Consider the following 21,252-nt stretch of genomic DNA (forward strand, 5'->3'; position numbering starts at 1 on the left):
GACGGCCCGCGGTGGTGCGCGGGCTGGGGGGACGTTCCCATCCTCGGGGCGCTCAGCTGCGTATACATCGCCCTGGAGGGCGGAGGTGAGGTGTGCCGAAAGGTAGAGACGGGCGGTTGGTCTCCGTCTTTCGACAGAGCCTCGCGGACTCCCTGCGGAGCCCAGGGGTACCCGATGGCCAGGGATGAGAGCGTCAGGGACACAGGCCGGCGCGGTGTGCCAGGAGGGCCGCCTGCACTCGGCTCGTCGAGCCGGTCTTCTCCAGGATCGCACCCACATGTGTCTTCACCGTCCCGATGCCGATACCCAGGCGCTCCGCGACGTCATGGTTCGACAGGCCCTCCCCCAGCATCGCCAAGACCTCGCGCTCGCGCCCGGTGAGCCGGGCGATCCGCTCGTCCCGTGAGGCCAAGCCGCCGCAGTCCGACGGGGTATGACGCAACATGCCGGCGATCACGGTGCTGGTGACGCCGGGAGAGAGCACAGCGTCACCTGCCGCTGCCGCCCGCACGGCGTGAATGAGTTCCTGCGGGCCGTCGTCCTTCAGCAGAAATCCGGCGGCGCCCTGCCGCAACGCCCGGAAGACGTTGTCGTCGTCGCCGAACGTCGTCAGCATCACCACGCGTGGCGCGGGGTCCAGGGCGAGCAGCGGGGCGATCGCGGCCAGCCCGTCACACACCGGCATCCGGATATCCACCAGCGCCACGTCAGGGTGGTGCGCGGCGGCCTCCTCGACTGCTCGGCGCCCGTCGGCGGCCTCAGCCACCACGTCGATGCCGTCGGCGTACCGAAGGATCAGCCGCACCCCGTGCCGGATCATCTCCTCGTCGTCGGCGAGCAGGACACGGATCGGGCGGGTGGGCTCGGTCATTGGTGCTCCCAGGGCGCGGTGTCCCGTACCGACGGGACGGTGAATCGGTCGATGGAGATGAGGCGTTCTGAAGCGTCGAAGCAGTAGCGGGTGAGAGCGAGAGCGCCGGCGCCCGGGCGGGGCTCGATGCCGGCCGACGGGTAGACACAGCCGGCCGTGCCCAAGGGCCGCGGCGGGTCGTGGCCGGTGGCCGCGGCGCGCGCGGCAGGGCTGTCGAAGACTCCCCCCAACTCCTGGTAGCTCATGCCGATCCGGGGTTCCGAGAGACGAAGGCCGCGCTCGTGGTGCGGCTGGCTGCCGTACACCAGGCCGATCGCGAGTGCCATCAGCATCCACAGTGCCGCGACGCCCAGCACGGCCGTCAGTGCACCAGCGGCGCGGTGGGCACGCGATGGGGTCGCCGGGACGGTGGCCTGAGGCCCGTCCGGGGATGATGTTGAGCCGTTGCTCACGAGTGCTTCGGACAGGTTCTTCGAGGGTTTCCGCCTGACGGTGTCGTCCGGCTCGGCCGGTACGGTCGCACTGACCAGGAAACCACCGTGCGGCAGCGGGCCCGCTTCGAAGGTGCCGCCGAGCAACTCGACCCGCTCGCGCAGGCTTGGCAGGCCGGTCCCGGTCCCGGTCCCGGACTCGACCGGACTGGCGGCCGGAGCCGGTGGCGGGCTGTTGCGCACCGCGACCCGGACGCTGCGGTCGTCGTGCTCGACCCGTACGGTGACATGGGCAGCCGTCGCGTATCGGTGGACGTTCGTCAGGGCCTCGCGCACCACCCGGTGCACCGCACGCCGTACCCGTGCCGGGCGGGCGTCGAGGTCCGAGCCGCTCCACTCCAGCCGTACGCTGATTCCGCCGTCGCGGGACTCCGCAACCAGCCCCTCCACGTCACTGCGGGTACCAGTGGCGTCGGTGAGCGCGTCCGGGCCGGTGTCCCGGCCGAGGGGGCCAAGGACCCCGAGCGCCCGGCGCAGTTCGCGCATCGCGTCCCGCGTCGTGCGCCGGACGAGAGCGGCCTCCTCGCGCAGCTCCGGCGCGGACCGGCCGAGGGCCAGTTCAAGGCCGCCGGCGTGCAGCGAGATGAGACTGAGCCGGTGACCCACCAGATCGTGCATCTCGGCGGCGATCCGGGCCCGCTCCTGGGCACGGGACTCACTGTCAGCGGCCCGGCGGGCCCGCTCCGCCGCGTCACCCCGCTCCCGCAACGCCCGCACCAGGCGCAGCTGCTGCCCGTACACCGTCCCGACCAGCCCGGGAATGGCCACCGCAGTCGCCCCCAGAACCACACCGAGCGCCAGGCCGTAGGCAGTCGATCCGGTGCCGAGCCATGGACCGCCCGCAGCCGCAGAGACCATGATCAGCAGGCTCGCGCCGCCGAGAAGCCGGACGCGGTGGCGAGGCCGAGCGGTGTGGAGCGCCACCGTATACGTGGCAGCCGCCAGCACCGGTCCAACGATCGGCGCGGCCCCGGCGAGGACGGCAAGGACGAAGAGTGTGGCCGCGGGCCAGCGCCGCCTCAGTGCGAACAACGCGAGGGCGACCGGGAGCACGCACAGCTGGAAACCGGCATGCGGCAAGTAGTGCCACAGCCCCTGGGCGACCCCGGCCAGACACAGGGCGGCGACCGCCACCCCGGCCGTCTCCGCGAGACCCCGCCCGACCCACCTCCGACGCGCCGAAGCGTCCGCCACGAGGCGGACGAAAAAACGAAAGCGGCTGATGAGGGGCACGCCCTTCAGTATCGGCCCCGGCGGGCTGCGAGGCGTGGACCTGATGGGCGAGATGAGGCTCTGCCTTTTGGGAGAGGCACGGAAACCGCCGGGAGAGCCCGGCACCACCCACGGTCACCAGGTCCAGGTACCGGCGTGGATATCGGCCTCCCCAGGGCCCATACCTCGACGGGCCAGGTCGGCGAATGCGAGGCGGAGCCTTCCGGCCATCCCATCCCGTCCTGCGGCGCTAACGGACCGATCTGCCCGCACGGGCTCCAGCGATGCGGGAAGAGTCAACCCTCACGGCCGGGCACGCCCCCCAGGCCCGACACCGTTCCGCGCCCCGCACGCCGACCCACCGGGCCGCTTCCCAGCAGCCCGCACGCGGACATTGCGTGAGCGCATGCCACTGAACAGGCGCCATCCCCGTCAACCGGGGCGGTGCCACCTCGATCGCTGACCCTGCGGAACTCCGAGCCGCACATCCCACTTGAAGGTCGTTCGTGCGCATTACCACCCTCCTTCGGCCACCCGGCACCGCTGTGCCTCCGCTACCGCACGCAGCGCCTCCGGACAGCGGCCGCATGGGCCGCCGCCAGCGCAACGGTGGACCTGGCCCCCGCACGGCGCCCACACCACTCCACGCTCCCCACCGCCGTGGCGGACTCCGGCCACCGACATCCCGTCCGACAATGAGGACGATGCGTCGGCGCTTGAAGACGGCACACCAGCCGGCACACCGGAGGACGGAGGCGCGTTCATCAAGGCCCAGCACGACTCTGGCTTCACCGCCTGGTCCCGCCCGTGCCTCGGCCTCGTCTCCCAGGCCTGGGGCGGTATCGACGACCACGACACCGCCGCCGACGCCATCTCCCACCACCCTGGCACCATCCCCCTCCCGGCGCCGAAAAGCGTAAGGAAGCTCAACCTCGTAGATTCCGTGCGAGATTTGCCGCCGGACAGCAGGACACCACGAAAGACGAGCACGTCACGCACGGACTGGACAGCGTTCGAAGATCGGTGGGTCCTTGGTCGTCGAGGCCGTCGACAGACCGGTGGCGAGCCGGTGCGTCAGCGCGACGGCGGCCGGGCGAACCATCCGCCTTCCCGTATCGAACTACAGTTGGGCCGTTGGTCTCGTCCCGGTAGCGTCGGGACGAGACCACGTTGCTCCATGGAACTCGGCGCCTTCAAGGAGCACAGGGCTCAGGCATCCCTCCTCGCTACGAGCGCGCCGGCGCCCACGCCCTGGAGCGCGATCAGCGTGAAGAAGACCAGGCCGCCTGCCAGCGGGCCGAGTTGGGCAGTGCTGTCCAGTACGGACGCCCCTTCCTCGGCCGCGCCCGTCATGGCGCTAGCCGCCGTGAACGGCAGCACCGCGGAGGCGTGTTCCAGGAGCGGTTGCCCGGAGGACTTCAGAACGGCGCGGAGCATGGGCTCCGCCACGAATGGCACGGCCAGCAAGGTGAACAGCGCGGCAGTCTGGGAGCGCACGAGGGCGCCCAGGAAGACCCCGGTCAGTCCCCAGCCGAGGACGAGGAGCACCTGCCCGAGATGGACCCGCAGCAGGGGCCAGGACGGCACAGGACCTGCCAACTCACCCGTTCCGATGGCGAACACGACCAGCCAGGCCACAGCCAGGTTCCCCACAGCGAGCAGCACACTGAACACGCCGATCGAGATGCTTTTGGCGCCCAGGGCGGTCAGACGTCGGGGGGTGACCACCAGGGTGGTGCGGATGGTTCCGTACCGGTACTCGTGCCCCATGGCGAATACTCCGAGTATCCCGGCGACGGCGGGGGTGAGGGGCGACTTCGTGAGCATGGCGACGAGTGCCTCGTACCTGGGCACCTCGGGCCCCGACGTGGCCGACATATGGGTCAGCAGCGCACCGAAGGCCCAGGCGAGCAGTGCGGAGGCGAGCAGGCTGGCGGCGGCCAGCCACCAGGTGCTGCGTAGGGTGCGCAGCCGCCACCATTCGTAGGCGAGGGCGGTCTTCAGAGGGGCGGTCTTCATGGGGCCGTCGCCTCTTTTGTGATACGGGGGGTCAGGGCGTCGTAGTCGGTCTGGGATTCGGAGGCCCGCAGGAAGGCGGACTCCAGCGTCGCGGTCTGGGTGTGTAGTTCGTAGATGAACAGACCGTGGTTGCTGGCGAGTTCCGCGATGCGCCGCTGGGTCATGCCCCTGACGATCAGGCATTCTCGGTGATGTTCGACGACGGTGGCGCCCTCGGCGGTCACGGCGCGGGCAAGGGATTCCGCTCCGGTGGTTCTGACGTGGACCGAGGCGAGGTCGAAGGCGCGGACGAAGTCGTCGAGCGGGGTGTCGGCGAGGAGGCGCCCGCGGCCGATCACGACGAGGTGGTCGGCGACGGCTTCGACTTCGGCCAGCAGATGGGAGGAGATGAGTACCGAGCGTCCCTCGGCGGCGTATTGCGTAAGGAAGGCGCGCAGCCAGTGGATGCCCTGCGGGTCCAGGCCGTTGGCGGGCTCGTCCAGAACGAGGGTGTCTGGCTCGCCGAGCAAAGCCGCTGCGAGGCCGAGGCGCTGGTTCATGCCCAGAGAGAAGCCGCGCGGGCGTACGCCGGCGACCGACGCGAGGCCGACCAGCTCCAGGACGTGGTCGGCCCGGTCGGAAGGCAGGCCCGCCCCCTTCGCGACCATCCTGAGGTGGTTGCGGGCCGAGCGGCCGGGGTGGAACGGTTTGGCGTCCAGCATGGCCCCCACGCGCTGGGCGGGGGAGGGAAGTTCGCGGTAGGGGACGTCGTCGAAGAGGGTCTGCCCCTGCCCGTGGTCAAGGCCCAGCATCAAACGCATGGTGGTGGACTTGCCCGCCCCATTCGGGCCCAGGAATCCTGTCACCAGGCCCGGCCGCACGGTGAAGGAGAGGTCGTCGACCACCGTCTTGTCGTCGAACCGTTTGGTGAGGCCGATCGCCTTGATCACCGCCATGTCATTCCGGTCCCTTCCTCGACGTATGTGTCCCTCATCGCCGTGCAGTTCCGGTCGGCAACGGACATGGACCCGACGTTCAATTCCCTGGCCGTTCGATTGGCGTGGGGGACATCCGTTTCGCTCATCGCCCTGCCGCCGACGTTTTGTCCAGTACGAACGTGTCGCTCACCGCGAGCCCCGGCGGCAGGGTGTGGCTGATGAGGAGGACTAGCCGGTCACTGCTCCAGCGGGAGATCTCCGCGGCGATCTTGTGTGTGGACTCGCGGTCCAGGCCGTTGAAGGGCTCGTCCAGGACGGCGCAGCCGAAGACGCCGGTGGTGCACATGACGTACCAGAGTTTGCGGGTGTTGCCCGTGGACAGGGTTCCGGCGGCCTGGTCGAGCCAGGGTTCGAGGCCGAGGTGTACGGAGCGCTTGAGCTCGGTGTCCAGGTCGGTTCCGTTGCACCGGGCGGTGAAGGCCAGGTGGTCGCCTGCGGTCATGTCCGGGTAGAGGGCGGGCTGGGTGCGGCAGATACGGCGAGTGGCGCGGGCCCTGGGGCTGTTGGCGTCCAGGCCGTCGAGGCGGACGGTGCCCTGCCAGGGCGGCAGGTATCCCGAGCAGAGTTCCACCAGAGTCGACTTGCCGGTGCCGTTGCCGCCCTGGACGTGTATCAGGCCCGGTGCCTCGAAGGAGGCCGAGAGCTGAGCGAACACGGGACGGCCCTCGGTGTAGCCCGCCGTCACGCCGGTGAATTCGAGGGCAGGGTCTGGACTCGTCGGCCAATACACGTGATGGCTCCTGTAAAGAGGGTGAGGCTGTAGACGACGGCAAGTAGCCGCCAGAGGGCCGGCTGCTGGAGGCAGCCGACGAGCGCGGGCAGGGACAGGGCGACGGACACGCAGGCGACGAAGACCCCGGGAGCGCTCGTGCCGTCCACCAGGCGTTTGGGTGCGGTGGTGAGAGACTCGGCGATCAACGAGGCGGAGAGCACGGCGAGCCCCAGGAACGGCAGGTGCCAGGGCAGCCGGCCGGTCGTGATCCATCCGGCCGCTGCTATGCCGCCTGCCAGGGCGAGGGTGTGGGCCGCGTAGTACAGCGCGGCACACACGGCGATGTGGGGGCGCGGAAGCAGGTTCTCCCAGGCGAAACGGAACTGGGGGCCGAGCGCGGTGGGGCCGCAGGTGGCCAGGATCAGTTCGACGCAGCCCAGCGAGACGAGGAAGACGATCGCGGTAGTGGAGCGTTCGAGGGGCCAGGAGAGGGCGGAAAGCGGTAGCGGGCTGGAAACCGGTGTGCGTACGCCCAGCAGCAGGAGCAGCGCCATCGACACCCCCACGTACGTGCGCCGCACCAGGGGATAGGTGCGGCCGGACACGAACTGCCGGTGCGTCACCGCGAGAAGGGGCCAGCGGCGCAGCCCTGCGACAGGGCGGGGCGTGGCACTGGACGCCGGCGCGGGGCGAATGGCGAACGAGCTCTGCCCTAGTTGGCGCCATGCGTGCCACAGCAGCACCGTGCCCACCGCCAGTGCCGTGATCCCGGCCAGCACCGCCGAGAGGAACAAGGCGCCGCCGTTAAGGCCGAGGCCGTCTTGAGCACGGGCAGCGTGGGACGCTGCCGCGGTGGCGTCGGCCCGGCCCAGGGTGTACCCGGTGGCCAGCCCTGTCACGGCGACGGTCAGGCCGATCGGGACCAATGCCTTCACCCCGGACGGCGCCTTGGCTCCCGCATCCGCGGCAAGCCGGGCGGACACGCCCAGCGTGAGTACACACAGCCCCACCGGTACAACCAGACCCACCGCCCCCAGGGCTCCCAGTGCGCCGCGGAATACGTGCACGAACGCCGCGTCGACGAGCAACAGTGTCAGATAGAAACCCCCAATACGGAGCGCGCAGTACACGAGGAACACATCGCGCGCCCGGAGATCCAGCGCACGGTAGAAGCCTTCGTTCGGGCTGCCGCTGACGCTGTGGCGGCGTCGGGAGAAGGCCTCGCGCACCAAGTAGGCGCCACCCGCATAGAGATGCGTGAGCAAGAACCCCAAAGCGAGGAACGCGGACGGCGGTTGAGTCACCGCACGCAGCAGCGCGAACCCGAACAGCGCGCACGCCGCGACCATCGGGAGCAGCAGGGCCGCCAAGGCAATGCACAGCGCCCGGAACACCACCAAGCTCATGCTCCAGCCCAGCGTGTTCAGCCGCTCGAAGAGCCAGAAGTCGACGACGCTGCGCAGCCCAGGCGGCCCTACTGGTTTCGCACGCACCTCAGAACCGGTTCCTGGGGCGGCTCTGTGACTCCTCAGCGCGCAGCAGCGTCACGTAACTGCTCACCAGTACGGACACCACGACGGACAGCACCAGCAGGCAGACGAGCAGAAGCCGGCTCGTCACCTCACGGGCCAGCCCGCCCAGCGCCGCGGCGTGGCAGGCGGCCGCAGCGGGGAACAGCCAGAGCGCCGCCCGGTGCGAGAGCCTGCCGAACACGAGCACGCCCAGGAGCGGCACGACGGCCCCGACCCCCGCAAACACGCCCAACAGCCAGACGGGTACCGGCGACGCGCTCTTGACGGGGGGGTCCTGCACCACCAGGACCGCTGTCGCTGCCAGCCCGGCCAGGGCGACGACGACGGCGGAGCCCCGCAGAACGACCGGGCGTTTGACGCTGATGCGCATGACTTCCTTCGCTAGTGATGTACGGGGAGCCGCCTGTTGCAGCAGAGCAAGACCGCCCGGATCAGGCGTGAGAGCGATCACACCGGGAGCAAGGCCGGTCAGACGAGGAGCGAGAGCCCCCCGACTCCCAGGGAGAAGGCGAAGACAGTGATGACCTTCCGCCGCCCGCGCCCCGTCCAGCCTGCGCGGAACCAGAACGGCGCGGCCAGCCCCGCCACCAGGACATACAGGTAGTAGAGGCCCGAGCCCTTGGGGGAGGAGAGGCCCAGGGCGGCGCTGAGGGCGTGCACCGGCAGTGTGCACGCCAGCGCGACCACGAAGAACAACCCGAACCCACGCCTGCCGACGGTGCGGCGCGCCGTGAAGATGTGCTTCTCCACCGTCGCCGCGAGGGAGTAGAAAATCCCGAGCAGCAGCATGGAGAGCAGCACGGCGAGCAGCAGGCCGACGTTCACGGCCAGCGTCTCCATGTTCTCGTCCTCGACCAGGCCGGCCATGTCGCTGGCCTGGAGCCGCTGCCGCACGGTGTCGTGCAGGACCGGCGTGCGCAGCACCACCGCTGCCACCGTCAGTGCGTACGCGGCCAGCCACAACAGCCGGTCGGTCGGGCCCGGCTTCCGCTTCTTGTTCCCTCCTGCCTGCGCCCGGTCGCGGCGCAATGTGTCGATGGGCTCCGGAGCCGGTGCGTTGACCGACATACGATCTTCCCCAATTCCCCTCGACTGGCGCGAGGTTGTGACGACTGCCTCTCGTATGGCCGGGGACATCCCCCGTCTAGCGCGAGGTGATGACGGCGGTTTCCACCGCGGCCGCGACCACGACCACTGCCACGGCCAGCCCGAACGTCTTGAGCGAGAGCCCGACCGCGCTGGCGTACGACCGCAGCGGCGAAGGCGCGCCCCAGCTGCCGCGCAGCGCGCTCGCCACCCCGGCCACCACGGGAAGCGTGCCCGCGGTGGCCGCGAGGAGCAGGCCCAGGAACTCCAGCGGCGCGTACAGCGCGATGGACGCCAGCGCGTCCTGGACGCCCACGACCGAGGACGCGGCGCCGAACGTGGCCCCGATGTAGGCGGCCATGAGCCCCAGGGCGATCACCGTGGAGAACCCCGCCGTGGCCACTCCGGAGAACAGCAGCATCGCCGCTCCGGCGTTGCGGACCAGGATGGCGGTGAACGACGTGTCGGATGCGGCCGACGCGTCATCCGGCGCAGTGGCCGGTCCGGTGGATGCCATGCTCGCGTAACCCAGAACGATTCCTGCGCACAGTGCCGCCAGGGACACCGAGAACGCGATCGCGAGCACGCGCGAACTGACGTCCCCGGCGGCAGTGCGGGTTGCCGATGAAATGGCGCTGTCCCCCATGCTCGGGTACGGGCCGTTAGGAGATGGCGACCTTCTTGCCCCACTGGCTGATGGCCCACTTGGCGGTGGCCACCACGGTGCCGCCGATGCCGCCGGAGACCAGCGCCATGGCGGCGGCCAGGACCCAGCCGCCGACCTCGACAGCGTTGACGATCTGCGAGGCCACCGCACTGGACAGGCCGAACATGCCCGCGATGTACATGACGCTGATACCGGCGAAGGCCAGGCCGACCGCGCTGATGAGGCCGGCGGCCAGAGCCGTCCCGGCGGCCTTCTTGGTGGTGAAGGAACTCATGGTGTTGATCTCACTCTCGTGATCGGTGTGGTGGGACCGGCCCCGCACGAGGGCCCGCTCCCCGGAGGTCCATCGGGCGCGCGGAGCTTCGTCCCGGTAGCGTCGGGACGAGGTCGTTGGGCTGCTTCGCACTGCGGTTTCGCAGCACGGGAGCGGCGATGCCCGGGGACTGGTCATGATCTTGACGTGACCCTTATGTGGTCGGCATCCGCCAACTGACCCCCTCCGGACGGAGGGCGGGCACTGCCTGGCATCCGAAGGGAACGCTTTCAGCCGAACGGCAGGATCCATGGCTTGAAGGGTGTCGGCCGTTAGGAACTAGGGACTGAAGTCCCATGACGCCCCGTCATGGGCTTGATACGGTCTTTGCCATTGGTTAACTCTCAGTAGTTAACGGGGGGCGCTGCGCCAGAAGTCTCTCGACCGACTCGAGCGCTGTGCCGCTTGAGCGACCGAGCAACTCAGCAGCGGGGGAACCGTGATTACCGCCATGATCCTGATCCGTGACGAAGTCCTGCGCAGAACCGTCCAGAACCAGCTGACCCAGGCCGGGGGCATCACCACCACGATCGTCGCCGATCTCAACTCCGCGCATGAACTGCCGCGGGACCATCAGCCGGACATGATCATGCTGGACGCGGCCGACGAACGGTGGGACACGCTGGAGCCGCTGGCGAAGGCCGTCCCGCTCGCCGTCCTCGTCGACGCCGCCGACCGCAATGCCCTTGTCGCCGCCCGCGAAGCCGGGGTCCGGGGCATCCTCGCCAAGAACATGCCCGCCGTCCAACTCGTCTGCGCCGTACGGCTAGTGGCGGCCGGCGGCGACGTCCAGGCACCAGCCATCGTTGCAGCGATCGAGGCCCACGCTTGCCCACCGCCCCTGTCGCCGCGCGAGCGCGACGTGATGCCGCTGCTAGCGGAGGGCCGCACCAACCAGGAGATCGCGGCAGCGCTCTACCTGAGCCCCACCACCGTGAAGAGCCACGTCAGCACGATCCTGCGCAAGCTCGGCGTGAACAACCGCGTACAGGCAGCCGCCTGGTACGGCCGGCGCCTGGCCGAGTGACCGTAGCCGCCGAAGGACTTCCGGTCCGCGAGCGCCATCGCGGCGGCATGGGCAAGCGGGGCCGACGGCACGGCGAGTGGGGACCTTCGACCCCTCCCCGTAGGAGGAGGGTGCCCGACACTCAAGACGAGTGAGGTTACGGCTCCGTAGGTTACGGGCCGTCTCGAGCGATGCCACCCCCAGAACGGACCCGTCATGCCCGCGCCCCGACCACGCCCTCAGATCATCCAAGGCGGCATGGGCGTCGCCGTGTCCGGCTGGCGCCTCGCCCGGGCGGTGGCGAGCCGGGGGCAGATGGGTGTGGTGTCCGGGACCGCGCTGGACGCCGTCCTTGCCCGCCGCCTCCAGCTCGGCGACCCCGGTGGGCACCTACGTCGCGCCCTCGCCGCCTTCCCCGTACCGCAGGCAGCCGCCCACGCGCTCGACCGGTACTTCGTCGAAGGCGGCGTTACCCGCACGCAGCGCCTGCGCGCCACCGCACGCCTGCGGGCCGACACCGGCAAGGACGCCGAACTCCTCACCGTGCTCGCCAACTTCACCGAGGTGTGGCTCGCCAAGGAGGGGCACGACGGGCCCGTCGGCATCAACTACCTCGAAAAGATCCAACTGGCCACCGCGCCCGCCATGTTCGGAGCCATCCTCGCGGGAGTCGACTACGTCCTGGTCGGTGCTGGCATCCCCGGGCAGATCCCCACCCTCGCATCGACACTCGCCCGCGTGGAACCCGCCACCACCCGCATCACCATCGAAGGCGACGAAGAACCCCTCGCCCATACCTTCGACCCCCGAGCCGGACACCTCGCCCACCTACCCACCAGCATGGGCTCCTTGAAGAGGCCCGACGTCCTCGCCATCGTCTCACTGCCCGTCCTCGCGGCCTACCTCGTACGCGATGTATCCACCCGGCCCGACGGGTTCGTCATCGAGACACACCGGGCCGGCGGCCACAGCGCCCCGCCGCGCGGCAAACTGGTCCTCGACGACATGGGACAGCCCGTGTATGGGACGCGGGACCGGCCCGACCTTGCCAAGGTGGCCGCGCTCGGCATCCCGTTCTGGCTGGCCGGCGGCGCCGCACACCCCGAGCGGCTCGCCGAGGCGCGGCGGCTCGGCGCGGCCGGGGTCCAGATCGGCAGCGCGTTCGCGCTGTGCGAGGAGTCCGGGCTGCGGGCCGATCTGCGCACGGAGCTGAGGACACGGGCCCGGGCCGGGACGCTGCGGATCCGCAACGATCCGCAGGCCTCGCCCACCGGCTTCCCGTTCAAGGTCGCCGAACTGCCCGGCACCCTCTCCGACGGCGCGGTGCGGGCGGCCCGGCGGCCCGTGTGCGACCTCGGCTACCTGCGCACCCCGGCCCGCGCCGCGAGCGGCGCACTCGTCTACCGCTGCGCGGCCGAGCCGATCACCGCATACGTGCGCAAGGGCGGCAACGCCGTGGACACCGCCGGACGCCAGTGCCTGTGCAACGGGCTGCTCGCGACCGTGGGTCTCGGCCAGCGCACACCCAGCGGGACCGTCGAGCCGCCCATCGTCACGCTCGGGCAAGACCTCGACTTCCTGAAAGACATCAGCCCGGACGGCGAGCCGTACGCGGCCGCCCGGGTCGTCGACTGGATGCTGAGCAGCCCCCATGGCGCCGGCGCCGAACCAGAGGCCGTGTCCGCCCGCTAACGCAGGACGTCGGGCACTTAGCAGCCCATGTGCACCGGGCCCTCGGCTGGCCGCTTACAAACGTGGCAGCAGGGACCGGCAGAAACTGTGGGGGAGCCATGGAGCCACCGGCGAGGTGAACGCGGCCGTGGCGGTGGCGAGCGCCTCCGGTCGATGCGCGACGACTCGTCCGGCCGCGGCCAGTTCCGCCAGCGTGGTGCCGCCGAGGTAGGCCGAGCCGAGGGCCGCGACGTCCAGGGACAGGTCTGGCGCGGCATCCGTCCGGGTGCACACGGCCCCGTCCTGGCCGCCTCTCAGCTGCCAGCGGCCACGATTCCACGACGCCTGATGGTCCTCGACCTCCAACACCAGGTCGATCGGTGCGGCATAGCAGCGCGCACCCAGGGCGACGGGCACATCAACGACGCGCACGTACAGGCTGTCCAGCACCATGGGCGCGCAGTGGCGTACGTCCGAGACCATGTGGAGGAGGGCGTCGTCCACGGGGCGGTTGGGGGCGATGACGCGGGACGTCAGGTCAGTTTCCAGGAGGAAGCGCCACAGCGCTGCGTAAACGTGCGGCTCGGCAGCCTCGATGTCCCGCACCCGCACACTGCCCTGAGCGGTGTTCTGCCGTGACCAGTCGACGGTGACGGAGTAGCGGGCGTACCCGGCGATCTCGCCGTCCACGCGTGCCACGACGCATTCGAGGGGGTACGCGGTCGACCCCGCCGCCGGTGGGTCGAGCACGGGGAACAGCTCCCAGCCCGGCCCACGTGCCAGCATCCCCGGCCGACGCAGCACGTGGCGGGCGTAGAACTCCTCGCACGCGGCCAGCGCCTTGTGGGGGGCCTCGACGGTGAGGCTCACCCCATCGGGAGCAGGCGCGGTCAGCGTGATGCGGCGCGCCTGGATGTCCAGGGACAATTGCCGGGCAGCGACCCCATATCCGAAGCGGCCGTAGATGGGCGCCTCGGAGGCGGTCAGGATGGCCAGTGGCTCGCCCAGGCGCTGGAGCTCGTCGAGCTGATGGCGCATCAGGGCGGAGAGCACGCCGCGACGCCGGTGTGTGGGCTGCACGCTGACCATGCTCACCCCGGCGGTGTCCACCAGCCGGCCCCCGGGCACGGTCATCCGGAAGGAGAAGGAACCCGCCGTACCCACGATGGCTCCCCGGTCATGCACGACCAGGCACCGGTGGGGCTCGGCCACACTCCGCCACAGCGCCGTGGCCTGTTCCGGTTCGTTCTCGTGGAACGCGGCGAGTACAGCCGTGTAGAAGTCCTGCCAGCGTGTGCCCGGCAGCTCCTCGATGTCCCAGGCGGGAGGCGGGAGGCCGCGTGCGGTGAGCTCGGTCGAGGTCATAGGAGAAGTCCTTCCAGGTTCTGCGATGTGGTCGCCCATCTGTAGCAATGAAGACGACGGATGCCCAGGCGCCGAGGACACTTCACGCCACGTGCCTGGCTCCGTTGATCCATGGGGCAGACAGCGGAGACGGCTTCGGCTCGGCTCCCATTGCCGGCCGTCTTCTTGGTGATCCTCGGTTGCTGAGGGAATTCTTTGGCTGGAAGGCCGTGGGCGAGGAGGTGTGCGCCGGGTCGGCTCAGCCGTCCGGAGGGGTGAGCCGGATGGTGAGGAGGAGTGGTCTGCCGGGGCGCGGGGCGGCGCACGAACCCCGGACCGTGCACCCGCCGCAGCCAGCCTGCGGGCAGCCGCCGTTGACCTCCTCGCGAGTGAGCAGACCGCGCCGTATCCAGTACTCCGTCATGGCGGCTGCCTCGTCCGGCGCGACGCCGATCCGTTCGGCGAGGTCGCCGAGACGTATGCCGTCGCGGTTGGCACGGATCTCGACCAGGAGGCGGCGCAGCGGGCTCACTGCTTGAACCGGTTCGCGGGCGGGCGGCGTACGGGCCGTCCCCGCTTGGTGGGGGGCAGGATCGGCCTTCCCGTGGACGGGTGCGGGATCGCGGCGCCCACCGCTCACCACAGCAGGCTCCCGGCCTGGAAGACGGCGACGGCCAGCAGCCAGGCGACCGCCAGCTGAAGGCCGGTGGACACCAGGGTCAACCGGCGGCCGATTTCTTGCCATTGGACGGCAACGGTCGCCATGCAGGGGGTGTAGGCGAGCAGGAAGACCATGAAGGCCAGGGCCGCGGCCAGCGGATGGCCGCCGGAGGACCGTTCGAAGGTGTCCCGTAGCTGGGTGGCCAGCGCACCCGTCTGCCGGGGGTCGTCGGGGTCATCGGGTTCGTCGGTGCTGTAGGTCTGGGCGATGGTGGCGACCACGGCTTCCTTGGCGACGAATCCGGTGGCCAAGGCCGCCGCGGCGTGCCAGTCGTCGAAGCCGGCCGGAGCGAAGGCGGGCGCGGCCGCGCGGGACACGGTGCCGAACACGCTGTGCTCGATTGGCACCTCGCCGAACGCACTGCCGGGCCCGGCTGCCAGCGGGATCGCGGACAGCAGCCAGACGGCGGTGACCGTCGCGACGATGACGCCGGCGGCGCCCTTCAGGAACGCCGAGAGCTTCTGCCAGGCCTGGGCGGACACCACCCGGAGCGTCGGCATGCGGTACGGGGGGAGTTCGAGTACGAGCGCCTCCGCGCTCAGGTTGCGAAAGAGGGTCTTGCGCAGCAGTAGGCCGACGCCGACGACCAGCAGGACGGACATGACGTACAGCGCGAAAACCACGGTGCCCGCCGACGTCCCGAAGAAGACCGAGGACAGCAGGACGTAGACCGTCAGGCGCGCGCTGCACGACACATAGGGGATCAGCATCCCGAGCAGTAGCCGCTGCCGCCGGTTGGCCAGAATGCGCAGCCCCGCCAGCGCCGGGACGTTGCAGCCGAAGCCGACGATGATGGGCAGGAAGGCCCGTCCAGGCAGCCCGAGCAGCCGCATCAGCCGGTCCACGACAAAGGCCGCGCGGGCCATGTATCCGGAGTCTTCGAGCAGCGCCAGAAGGACGAACATGATGACCATCAGCGGCACGAACGTCAGCAACTGGCCCACGCCGCCTATGAGCCCGCCCACCAGCAGGCCCTGAAGCCAATGCGGCGCACCGCTCAGCAGATCGTTCGCGGCGTTGGTGACCGGACCGGCGAAGAAGTCGCCGAGCCCGTCCTGCAGCGGTTTGGCCAGCGTGGTGGTCGCGGTGAACACGAGCCACATCGCCCCGAGGAAAACCGGGACGCCCAGCCATCGGGAGGTCAGGACGCGGTCGATGCGGTCGGAGAGGGTCGGATGGCTACCGCCGCCTGGGCCGGTGGAAGTCCGGACCTCGGCCAGGACGTCGTGCGCCCACGCATAGCGCGCCTCGACCGCGAGCAGCTCCGCGTCCTCGTCGGCGTCGGTTTCAGGCGCCGGGAGGATCTGCGGAGGCACTGATGTCGGCGCGCCGAGCTGCCGCTCGACCGCGGCGGCCAACTGGTCGAGGCCGCGCCCCTTGCGCGGCGCCACCGGCACGACGGGTGCGCCGAGGCGCTCGGCGAGTGCCTCCGTGTCGATGGTGATGCCGCGTGCAGCCGCGATGTCGGTCATCGTGAGGGCGACGACGCAGCGGGTTCGGGTTTCGAGCAGTTCGGCGATCAGGTACAGATTGCGCGCGAGGTTGGCGGCGTCGGCCGTGATGACCACGAGGTCCAGGCGGTGTTCGCCGCCCGCCAGCAGATCGCGGGTGAGTTCCTCATCCGGGGAGCAGGGCACCAGGCTGTAGGTGCCCGGCAGATCCACCAGTTCCCAGTCCGCGCCGCCACGCCGGGACTGCCAGCTCCCTCGGGTGACCTCGACCGTCTTGCCAGGCCAGTTGCCGACCCGCTGACGCGCTCCGGTGAGGGCGTTGAAGAGAGTTGACTTTCCGACGTTCGGGTTGCCCACGAGAGCGATCACCGGCCCGTCGGTGGAAGGCCCGCGCGAATAGGCGACGTGGCAGGAGGACTTGGCCAGGAGCTCAGGCACCGGCGGCCGCCAAGGGGGTCACGGACACGGCGCCCGCAGTGGCGCTGTCGAGGGCGACACGCGCGTCCCCCAGCGCGACCAGCAGTCCGCCGGTCGCCCCGCGGCCGATGATCCGTATCTCCGTGCCGTGGATGAAGCCGAGTTCGGCCAGCCGCAGCCGGTCCCGGGGCGCGGCTCCCACGCGTTCCACCATCAGGCGGGCTCCCGGCCCGTACGCACGCAAGGTCATCAGCAGTCTCCTCAACCCCATCGTCATTGAATTGAGGCAAGGCTAAGCTGACTTGCTATACCTGGATCGGCCACCCGGGGAAAGGGAAGGCAAACACCGCGTTCCGTGCCGATATCAGTGACCTCCGTCCCGGACGAAATACCCGTGGCGCCGAATGGACAAGACAGAGGTCCGGCCGAAGGCCATCGGTCACTACAAGTAGGGCCAATGGCCAGTCTTCTGGGTGCGCGCAGATGGGTATGCTCAGCTCATGAGGTTGTTCTGACGAATCCCTCAGCGGAAAAGGCCCTCACCGGAGCCGCACCCTTCACAACGCGGGGGCGTCCTTGAGACGACACGCCCTCGCGTCGTGAGGCCCCCGCACCTGGTCACGGTGCGGGGGCCTTTTTGCTTTACCGTACCGATCGCCGGACCGGCTCCTTCTGCGCGACGTGCGAAAAAGTGCGGATAAAGGGCCGAGTGCACGGCCGCTGAGCCCGCCGTGATCCGGAAAAGGATGCGGTGAAACGGGGGTGATGGACCGCCGACCCATCCGGCGGCCGAGCATGGGGGCACCAAAGTGCCCCCGTGGGAGGGACGCGGCCCGTCAGTGCTGTTGGGGGCCGGAGACCGTGATGGGGCGTGCCGGTTCCGTCACGTTGGCAACCTTGTACGTGGCGGTGATCGTTGCGGAGGTGATCGAGGTGGGGCAGAAGAGGCCGCCCTCGATCTTCACGGGGATGGCCGCGCCGGTGAAACTCAGCGACGGGGACGAGCCGTTGGTCCAGGTCGCCCCCGCACGCGCCGCCGCCCCGGGCGCCGCGGTGACGGTGCAGGTGAGCAGCCCGCTCGTGGTGAGGACGAAGCCCTTGGCCGGGATGATCAGCCGGGCCGGCGCCCCGTTCTGCAGGGCGAGCTGCCAGGTGCCGTGGGCCGAGTTCGTCTTGATCTCGGCCGTGAGGCCCGGTGCGTTGGTCGTGCACGACTCGAATACCGGGGCGCTGATGTCCAGGAGCACGGGCCCGTCGGGGTTCGAGTTGCCGGGTTTGCTGGGGATCTGGTTCATTTTCCCGGCTGACGGCAGCGTCGTGGAACGGGCACAGGTCACCGTCACCGGGCCGGCGTCGAAGATGACGTCATCCTGGGCGGCGGCGGAGAAGCGGTGTCCGGCGGGGGAGATGGTGGTGCCACCGGCTAACGAGACCGAACCGCTGTCGGCCACCGCAGGCGACGCCACGGCGAAAGCAGTGGCCATTCCCAGTGCGATTCCACGTGCGGCGGGGACGCGCGGGTTGTTGGTTATGTGCATGAAAGTGCTCCTCGATCCGGGCCTGTAAGCAATGTGTAAGACCGTGCTCGACTGAGCCTAGGAGGACGGGAGAACGTCAGGGCAGGGCCCAAAGTCCCGTAGGCGATATCGTGGCTCAGTTTGGTCGGTGGCCTGAATTGGGGGCCGCGGAGTTTTCCCGTGTCCTCCTCGCGGAGAGGGCGACGGGATTCCGTGTCCTTTGCCCGCCTCGTGCGGATCGGCTCAATGGCCATGTCCCGCGGCTGGAGTCACCGTTCGGACGGCCGTTGTCGTCTGTGGTTGATTTGGTTCCGCCGATGGCGGCAATAGGGTATCCGTGATGCAGAACTTCATTGAGTCCCGCTCGCGTTCCACGGTCCTGAAGGGGTGGCGGAAAGCGTGGGCGCGATGGGGAAAGACGGCGCAGCCGGAGGAGAACGTCGCGTGGAACTCGTCCTCGTCAACATCTCGCCCAAGGCCAGGGCGCGCGTCCTTCAACTCATCGCGGCGGGGTGTGGCATCAAGGTGGCCGCGCTGATCGTGGGGTGCGACGAGCATGTCGTGCGGCGGTGGCTGTACCGCGGAGACGAGGACGCCGCTCCGGACTCCTTCGATGCTGAAGCCAGGCATCCGGCCCTCAGCGCCGTCGAGGTGCGAAGGGCCCAGCAGGCCAGGGGCCTGCTCCTGTCGGGTGCCTCGATTCCTGACACCGCCCGGGCGATGGCCGTGCCGGAACGCCGCGTGATCTCGTGGCTGGTGGGCGACGAGAGTCACCGCATTCCGCTTCGGTGACCGCTGCTACGGCGAAGCCCAGGGGCGACCCCCGGCCGTGCTGACCGTCGGCCGACGCAGCGAACCCGCGCGGAAATCCGCGCAGAAGGAGTCATGGCCCATCACGCACGCCGTCGTACCCGCCATCGCGCACCGCCTCGGCAGCGCACCCGGCGTTGCCATCGACGGCCCAGCTATGCCCGGCAGATGACAGTGCTCCTGGTGCTGCTCACCCTCACGGTGTGGGCCGCCAGCCAGAACAATGGGTGAGGGCGGAGCGGCCGCCGCTGGAGAAGGCGGGGGACCTGATGCAACGGCGGCCGCAAAATGATCATTAACTGGCCTGGAGCGGGACACAAGTCGATCACCGCGCCCGTAGGGAAAACAGGGCGTTGGTCCCGTTCGGGTGTGACCTTCTGCCGCGCAGACAAGCCGAGAGAGCGGGCCTGTACGACTCTGACGCCATCTGACGAGGCGTCAATGTTCTGGTGGCGTCTGTGCGGACGGGGTCGGTGAGAGCACCCCCTGCCTCACCAGGAAGTGGACGGCCTTGTGGATGGTGCTGGGGCTCACGTCGTACTCGGCGGCGAGCTGTGTGCCGGTGGGCAGGTGATCGTGCGGCAGGTCGTAGCCGATGCGATGGCCCAAATCGTCGGCGATCCGTCGCCAGGTCGGGGGGGTCGGGTCCGTCGTGCGGGCGGCGCCCGTGAGCGTGTCCCTCCCCGCTGCCCGGCGTGACGCGGCGCACCGGCGGGTGTGCAGGGCGCGCAGGGCGAACTGGGCGGTGGGAAGGGGGACGCCGTACTTGCGGGCGACTTCGACGGCGGGTGGCACCGGGCCGCGCAGCCGCTGGATGGCTGCGGCGATGCTCCGATACCGAGGGACGTCGTCGCCGGCCTTCCGGTGTGGTGCGGCCGGTGGCGCGGTGCGGCGTGTAGACACGGTCCGTCCTCCGGGCGCGTGCGAGAGCGTGAATCGGATGCGGACCAGTGTTGTTGGGGGAGCGGGAGTACGCACTCGCCATTGGGCCTGGGGTGGCAGGTCTTGGGACCGCTGAACGGGGTGCCGCAAGTCCCAGGGGCGCGGCCGCAAGGACCGAAGGTCCCCGCTCCGCGGCCGCCTTGTCCGACCTATGGCCGATATTCGTGTGCGATCGGTGTGCCGGCTGTCGTCGTTCGGCCCAACTCATCTCCCATTTACCCACCTGACCTGCTGCTTTGTGTGATCGGTGCGATGTGGACGGCCGTGATGTGCCCGGTGGCCTGTTGTTACTGTCCTGCCTGACGTTCCCGCATCACTCGGGAACAGCGGGGGCTCGGTGCCACCGCTGCCGCCGAACCCCCGTGGTTCCTGGTGCGGCCCGGCAAGCGTTGCTCCGGATGCGCCCTCGTGACAGGAGCGCGTGGGGGGCATCACACACTTGAGGGTGCATGTGAAGATCATTGCTGTTGCGACGCAGAAGGGGGGCGTCGGCAAGACCAGCTCCACCACCAACCTCGGTACGGCGCTGGCTCTGGCCGGACAGCGCGTGCTCGTCGTGGATCTCGATCCGCAGGCCCAGGCGGGCGCCGCCCTCGGGCTCAACCTCTCCGGGCGGGACCGACTGGCGCGCTCCGTGGGCCGGGTCGTCCAAGACCGGCTTCAGGGGACGGATGTGGATGTGGCGTCCGTCTGGTTCGACCGCGGCGAACTGATTGCCGAGTTCGAAGGCGCGGGGGGCCTCCATCTGCTGGCGTGCGAGGAATCCACGATGACCGCGGCCCAGGACCTGATCCACAGGATGGGCTATCAGGCCACCACGGTGCTGCGGCGAACGTTGCTGGAGAGTGCGTCGGAGTTCGACTTCGTGCTCGTCGATACGCCGCCCGCGGTGTCCTCCTTGTCTGCGACCGCGCTGGCGGCCGCCGATCACGTAGTGACCGTGTGCACGCCCGATTGCCACTCCCTGAGGGAGGCGGTCGCCACCCGCGACGCGGTGCGGCACGTCAGGGCCCGCACGGGTGGGGAGTGCGATCCCCGCTACCTCGGCGCCATCCTCAACCGGACGTCTCCTCCCTCCCAGTGGGAGGCGTACGAGGTGGACATCCGCAACAGGGTGCTCGACGCTGGCCTCGCCCCCTTCCCGGCCGACATACGTAGGGACCCCCGCATCGGCGACTCGTTCGCCTTCGGCATCCCGGCCGTTGTCCGCTTCGCCGGCCACGCCCCCGGCCGAATGTATGGCGCGTTGAGCGAGCAGGTCCTGACCCGTATGCGACAACCCCACGAAGACTGGCAGATGCCTGGGCGGATCGAGACGGAGATGCTGGGTGTTTGAGGAACAGCGCGCGCCGAACTCCCAGCGTGCCAAGCGCCGCAGGCCGTCCCCTTTCCAATTGACCCGTGCCACACCGGTCCCGGAACCGCTGGCCGGTGGCGACGAGGCGGTCGGCCGCTCACTTCTCGGGCCGTGCAATCGGGAAAGAGGCCCGGCC

20 protein-coding genes are annotated in these 21,252 nt (G+C 69.8%); 4 read left to right on the forward strand and 16 right to left on the reverse strand.

From position 1 onward, the window contains the following. Positions 1-193: 193 nt before the first annotated feature. From AC07F3_RS32170 to AC07F3_RS32215, 10 genes are all read right to left on the reverse strand, one after another. Positions 194-871, reverse strand: a complete 678-nt coding sequence (locus tag AC07F3_RS32170) for a response regulator (RefSeq protein ID WP_479117986.1) — start codon at positions 869-871, stop codon at positions 194-196. Then, positions 868-2,556, reverse strand: coding sequence for a sensor histidine kinase (locus AC07F3_RS32175; RefSeq protein ID WP_479117988.1), 1,689 nt, complete (start codon positions 2,554-2,556; stop codon positions 868-870). The genes AC07F3_RS32170 and AC07F3_RS32175 overlap by 4 nt, the downstream gene beginning before the upstream one ends. 1,227 nt (positions 2,557-3,783) lie before the next feature. Further along, on the reverse strand, positions 3,784-4,593 hold the full coding sequence (locus tag AC07F3_RS32180) for an ABC transporter permease (RefSeq protein ID WP_479117989.1): 810 nt from the start codon (positions 4,591-4,593) through the stop codon (positions 3,784-3,786). After that, positions 4,590-5,528, reverse strand: a complete 939-nt coding sequence (locus AC07F3_RS32185) for an ATP-binding cassette domain-containing protein (protein ID WP_479117990.1) — start codon at positions 5,526-5,528, stop codon at positions 4,590-4,592. The genes AC07F3_RS32180 and AC07F3_RS32185 overlap by 4 nt, the downstream gene beginning before the upstream one ends. 124 nt (positions 5,529-5,652) lie before the next feature. Beyond that, positions 5,653-6,255 carry an ABC transporter ATP-binding protein gene (locus tag AC07F3_RS32190; RefSeq protein ID WP_479117992.1) on the reverse strand — a complete coding sequence of 201 codons (603 nt, stop codon included), beginning with the start codon at positions 6,253-6,255 and terminating at the stop codon, positions 5,653-5,655. Further along, positions 6,252-7,688, reverse strand: a complete 1,437-nt coding sequence (locus tag AC07F3_RS32195; protein ID WP_479117994.1) for a hypothetical protein — start codon at positions 7,686-7,688, stop codon at positions 6,252-6,254. The genes AC07F3_RS32190 and AC07F3_RS32195 overlap by 4 nt, the downstream gene beginning before the upstream one ends. Before the next feature lie 88 nt (positions 7,689-7,776). Then, a complete protein-coding gene (locus AC07F3_RS32200; protein ID WP_479117995.1) occupies positions 7,777-8,184 on the reverse strand; it encodes a hypothetical protein in 408 nt (135 codons plus the stop codon). 98 nt (positions 8,185-8,282) lie between these two features. Next, a complete protein-coding gene (locus tag AC07F3_RS32205) occupies positions 8,283-8,882 on the reverse strand; it encodes a hypothetical protein (protein ID WP_479117996.1) in 600 nt (199 codons plus the stop codon). A gap of 76 nt (positions 8,883-8,958) precedes the next feature. Continuing rightward, positions 8,959-9,546 carry a stage II sporulation protein M gene (locus tag AC07F3_RS32210; RefSeq protein ID WP_479117997.1) on the reverse strand — a complete coding sequence of 196 codons (588 nt, stop codon included), beginning with the start codon at positions 9,544-9,546 and terminating at the stop codon, positions 8,959-8,961. A gap of 16 nt (positions 9,547-9,562) precedes the next feature. After that, the gene (locus AC07F3_RS32215) at positions 9,563-9,841 is read right to left on the reverse strand and encodes an uberolysin/carnocyclin family circular bacteriocin (RefSeq protein ID WP_479117998.1); all 279 of its coding nucleotides are present in this window, start codon (positions 9,839-9,841) and stop codon (positions 9,563-9,565) included. A 490-nt stretch (positions 9,842-10,331) separates the two neighbouring features. Here AC07F3_RS32215 and AC07F3_RS32220 point away from each other — a divergent pair, with 490 nt between their 5' ends. Further along, entirely contained in the window at positions 10,332-10,907 is a 576-nt protein-coding gene (locus AC07F3_RS32220) for a LuxR C-terminal-related transcriptional regulator (RefSeq protein ID WP_479118000.1), read from the forward strand. 237 nt (positions 10,908-11,144) lie between these two features. Continuing rightward, a complete protein-coding gene (locus AC07F3_RS32225) occupies positions 11,145-12,578 on the forward strand; it encodes a nitronate monooxygenase (RefSeq protein WP_479118001.1) in 1,434 nt (477 codons plus the stop codon). Between the two features lie 54 nt (positions 12,579-12,632). On the opposite strand, the gene AC07F3_RS32230 is transcribed toward AC07F3_RS32225, so the two are convergent. The 5 genes from AC07F3_RS32230 to AC07F3_RS32250 all read right to left on the reverse strand — a co-directional run bounded on the left by AC07F3_RS32230 (position 12,633) and on the right by AC07F3_RS32250 (position 18,028). After that, a complete protein-coding gene (locus AC07F3_RS32230) occupies positions 12,633-13,922 on the reverse strand; it encodes a GNAT family N-acetyltransferase (RefSeq protein ID WP_479118002.1) in 1,290 nt (429 codons plus the stop codon). A 238-nt stretch (positions 13,923-14,160) separates the two neighbouring features. Further along, entirely contained in the window at positions 14,161-14,433 is a 273-nt protein-coding gene (locus AC07F3_RS32235; RefSeq protein ID WP_479118004.1) for a FeoC-like transcriptional regulator, read from the reverse strand. Between the two features lie 104 nt (positions 14,434-14,537). Further along, positions 14,538-16,511: a ferrous iron transport protein B gene (gene feoB, locus AC07F3_RS32240; RefSeq protein WP_479118005.1), complete on the reverse strand. Its 1,974-nt coding sequence runs from the start codon at positions 16,509-16,511 to the stop codon at positions 14,538-14,540. Then, positions 16,504-16,740, reverse strand: coding sequence for a FeoA family protein (locus AC07F3_RS32245; RefSeq protein WP_479118007.1), 237 nt, complete (start codon positions 16,738-16,740; stop codon positions 16,504-16,506). The genes feoB and AC07F3_RS32245 overlap by 8 nt, the downstream gene beginning before the upstream one ends. 586 nt (positions 16,741-17,326) lie before the next feature. Beyond that, complete coding sequence (locus AC07F3_RS32250; RefSeq protein WP_479118008.1) at positions 17,327-18,028, reverse strand: hypothetical protein; 702 nt, start codon at positions 18,026-18,028, stop codon at positions 17,327-17,329. Between the two features lie 423 nt (positions 18,029-18,451). Between AC07F3_RS32250 and AC07F3_RS32255 the strand changes: the two genes are divergently transcribed. Beyond that, the gene (locus AC07F3_RS32255) at positions 18,452-18,799 is read left to right on the forward strand and encodes a hypothetical protein (protein ID WP_479118010.1); all 348 of its coding nucleotides are present in this window, start codon (positions 18,452-18,454) and stop codon (positions 18,797-18,799) included. 456 nt (positions 18,800-19,255) lie between these two features. Here AC07F3_RS32255 and AC07F3_RS32260 read toward each other — a convergent pair whose 3' ends face one another. Continuing rightward, on the reverse strand, positions 19,256-19,720 hold the full coding sequence (locus tag AC07F3_RS32260; RefSeq protein WP_479118011.1) for a hypothetical protein: 465 nt from the start codon (positions 19,718-19,720) through the stop codon (positions 19,256-19,258). A gap of 484 nt (positions 19,721-20,204) precedes the next feature. Between AC07F3_RS32260 and AC07F3_RS32265 the strand changes: the two genes are divergently transcribed. Continuing rightward, complete coding sequence (locus tag AC07F3_RS32265; protein ID WP_479118012.1) at positions 20,205-21,095, forward strand: ParA family protein; 891 nt, start codon at positions 20,205-20,207, stop codon at positions 21,093-21,095. Positions 21,096-21,252 lie beyond the last annotated feature (157 nt).

The organism is Streptomyces sp. NPDC045846, from assembly GCF_056431605.1.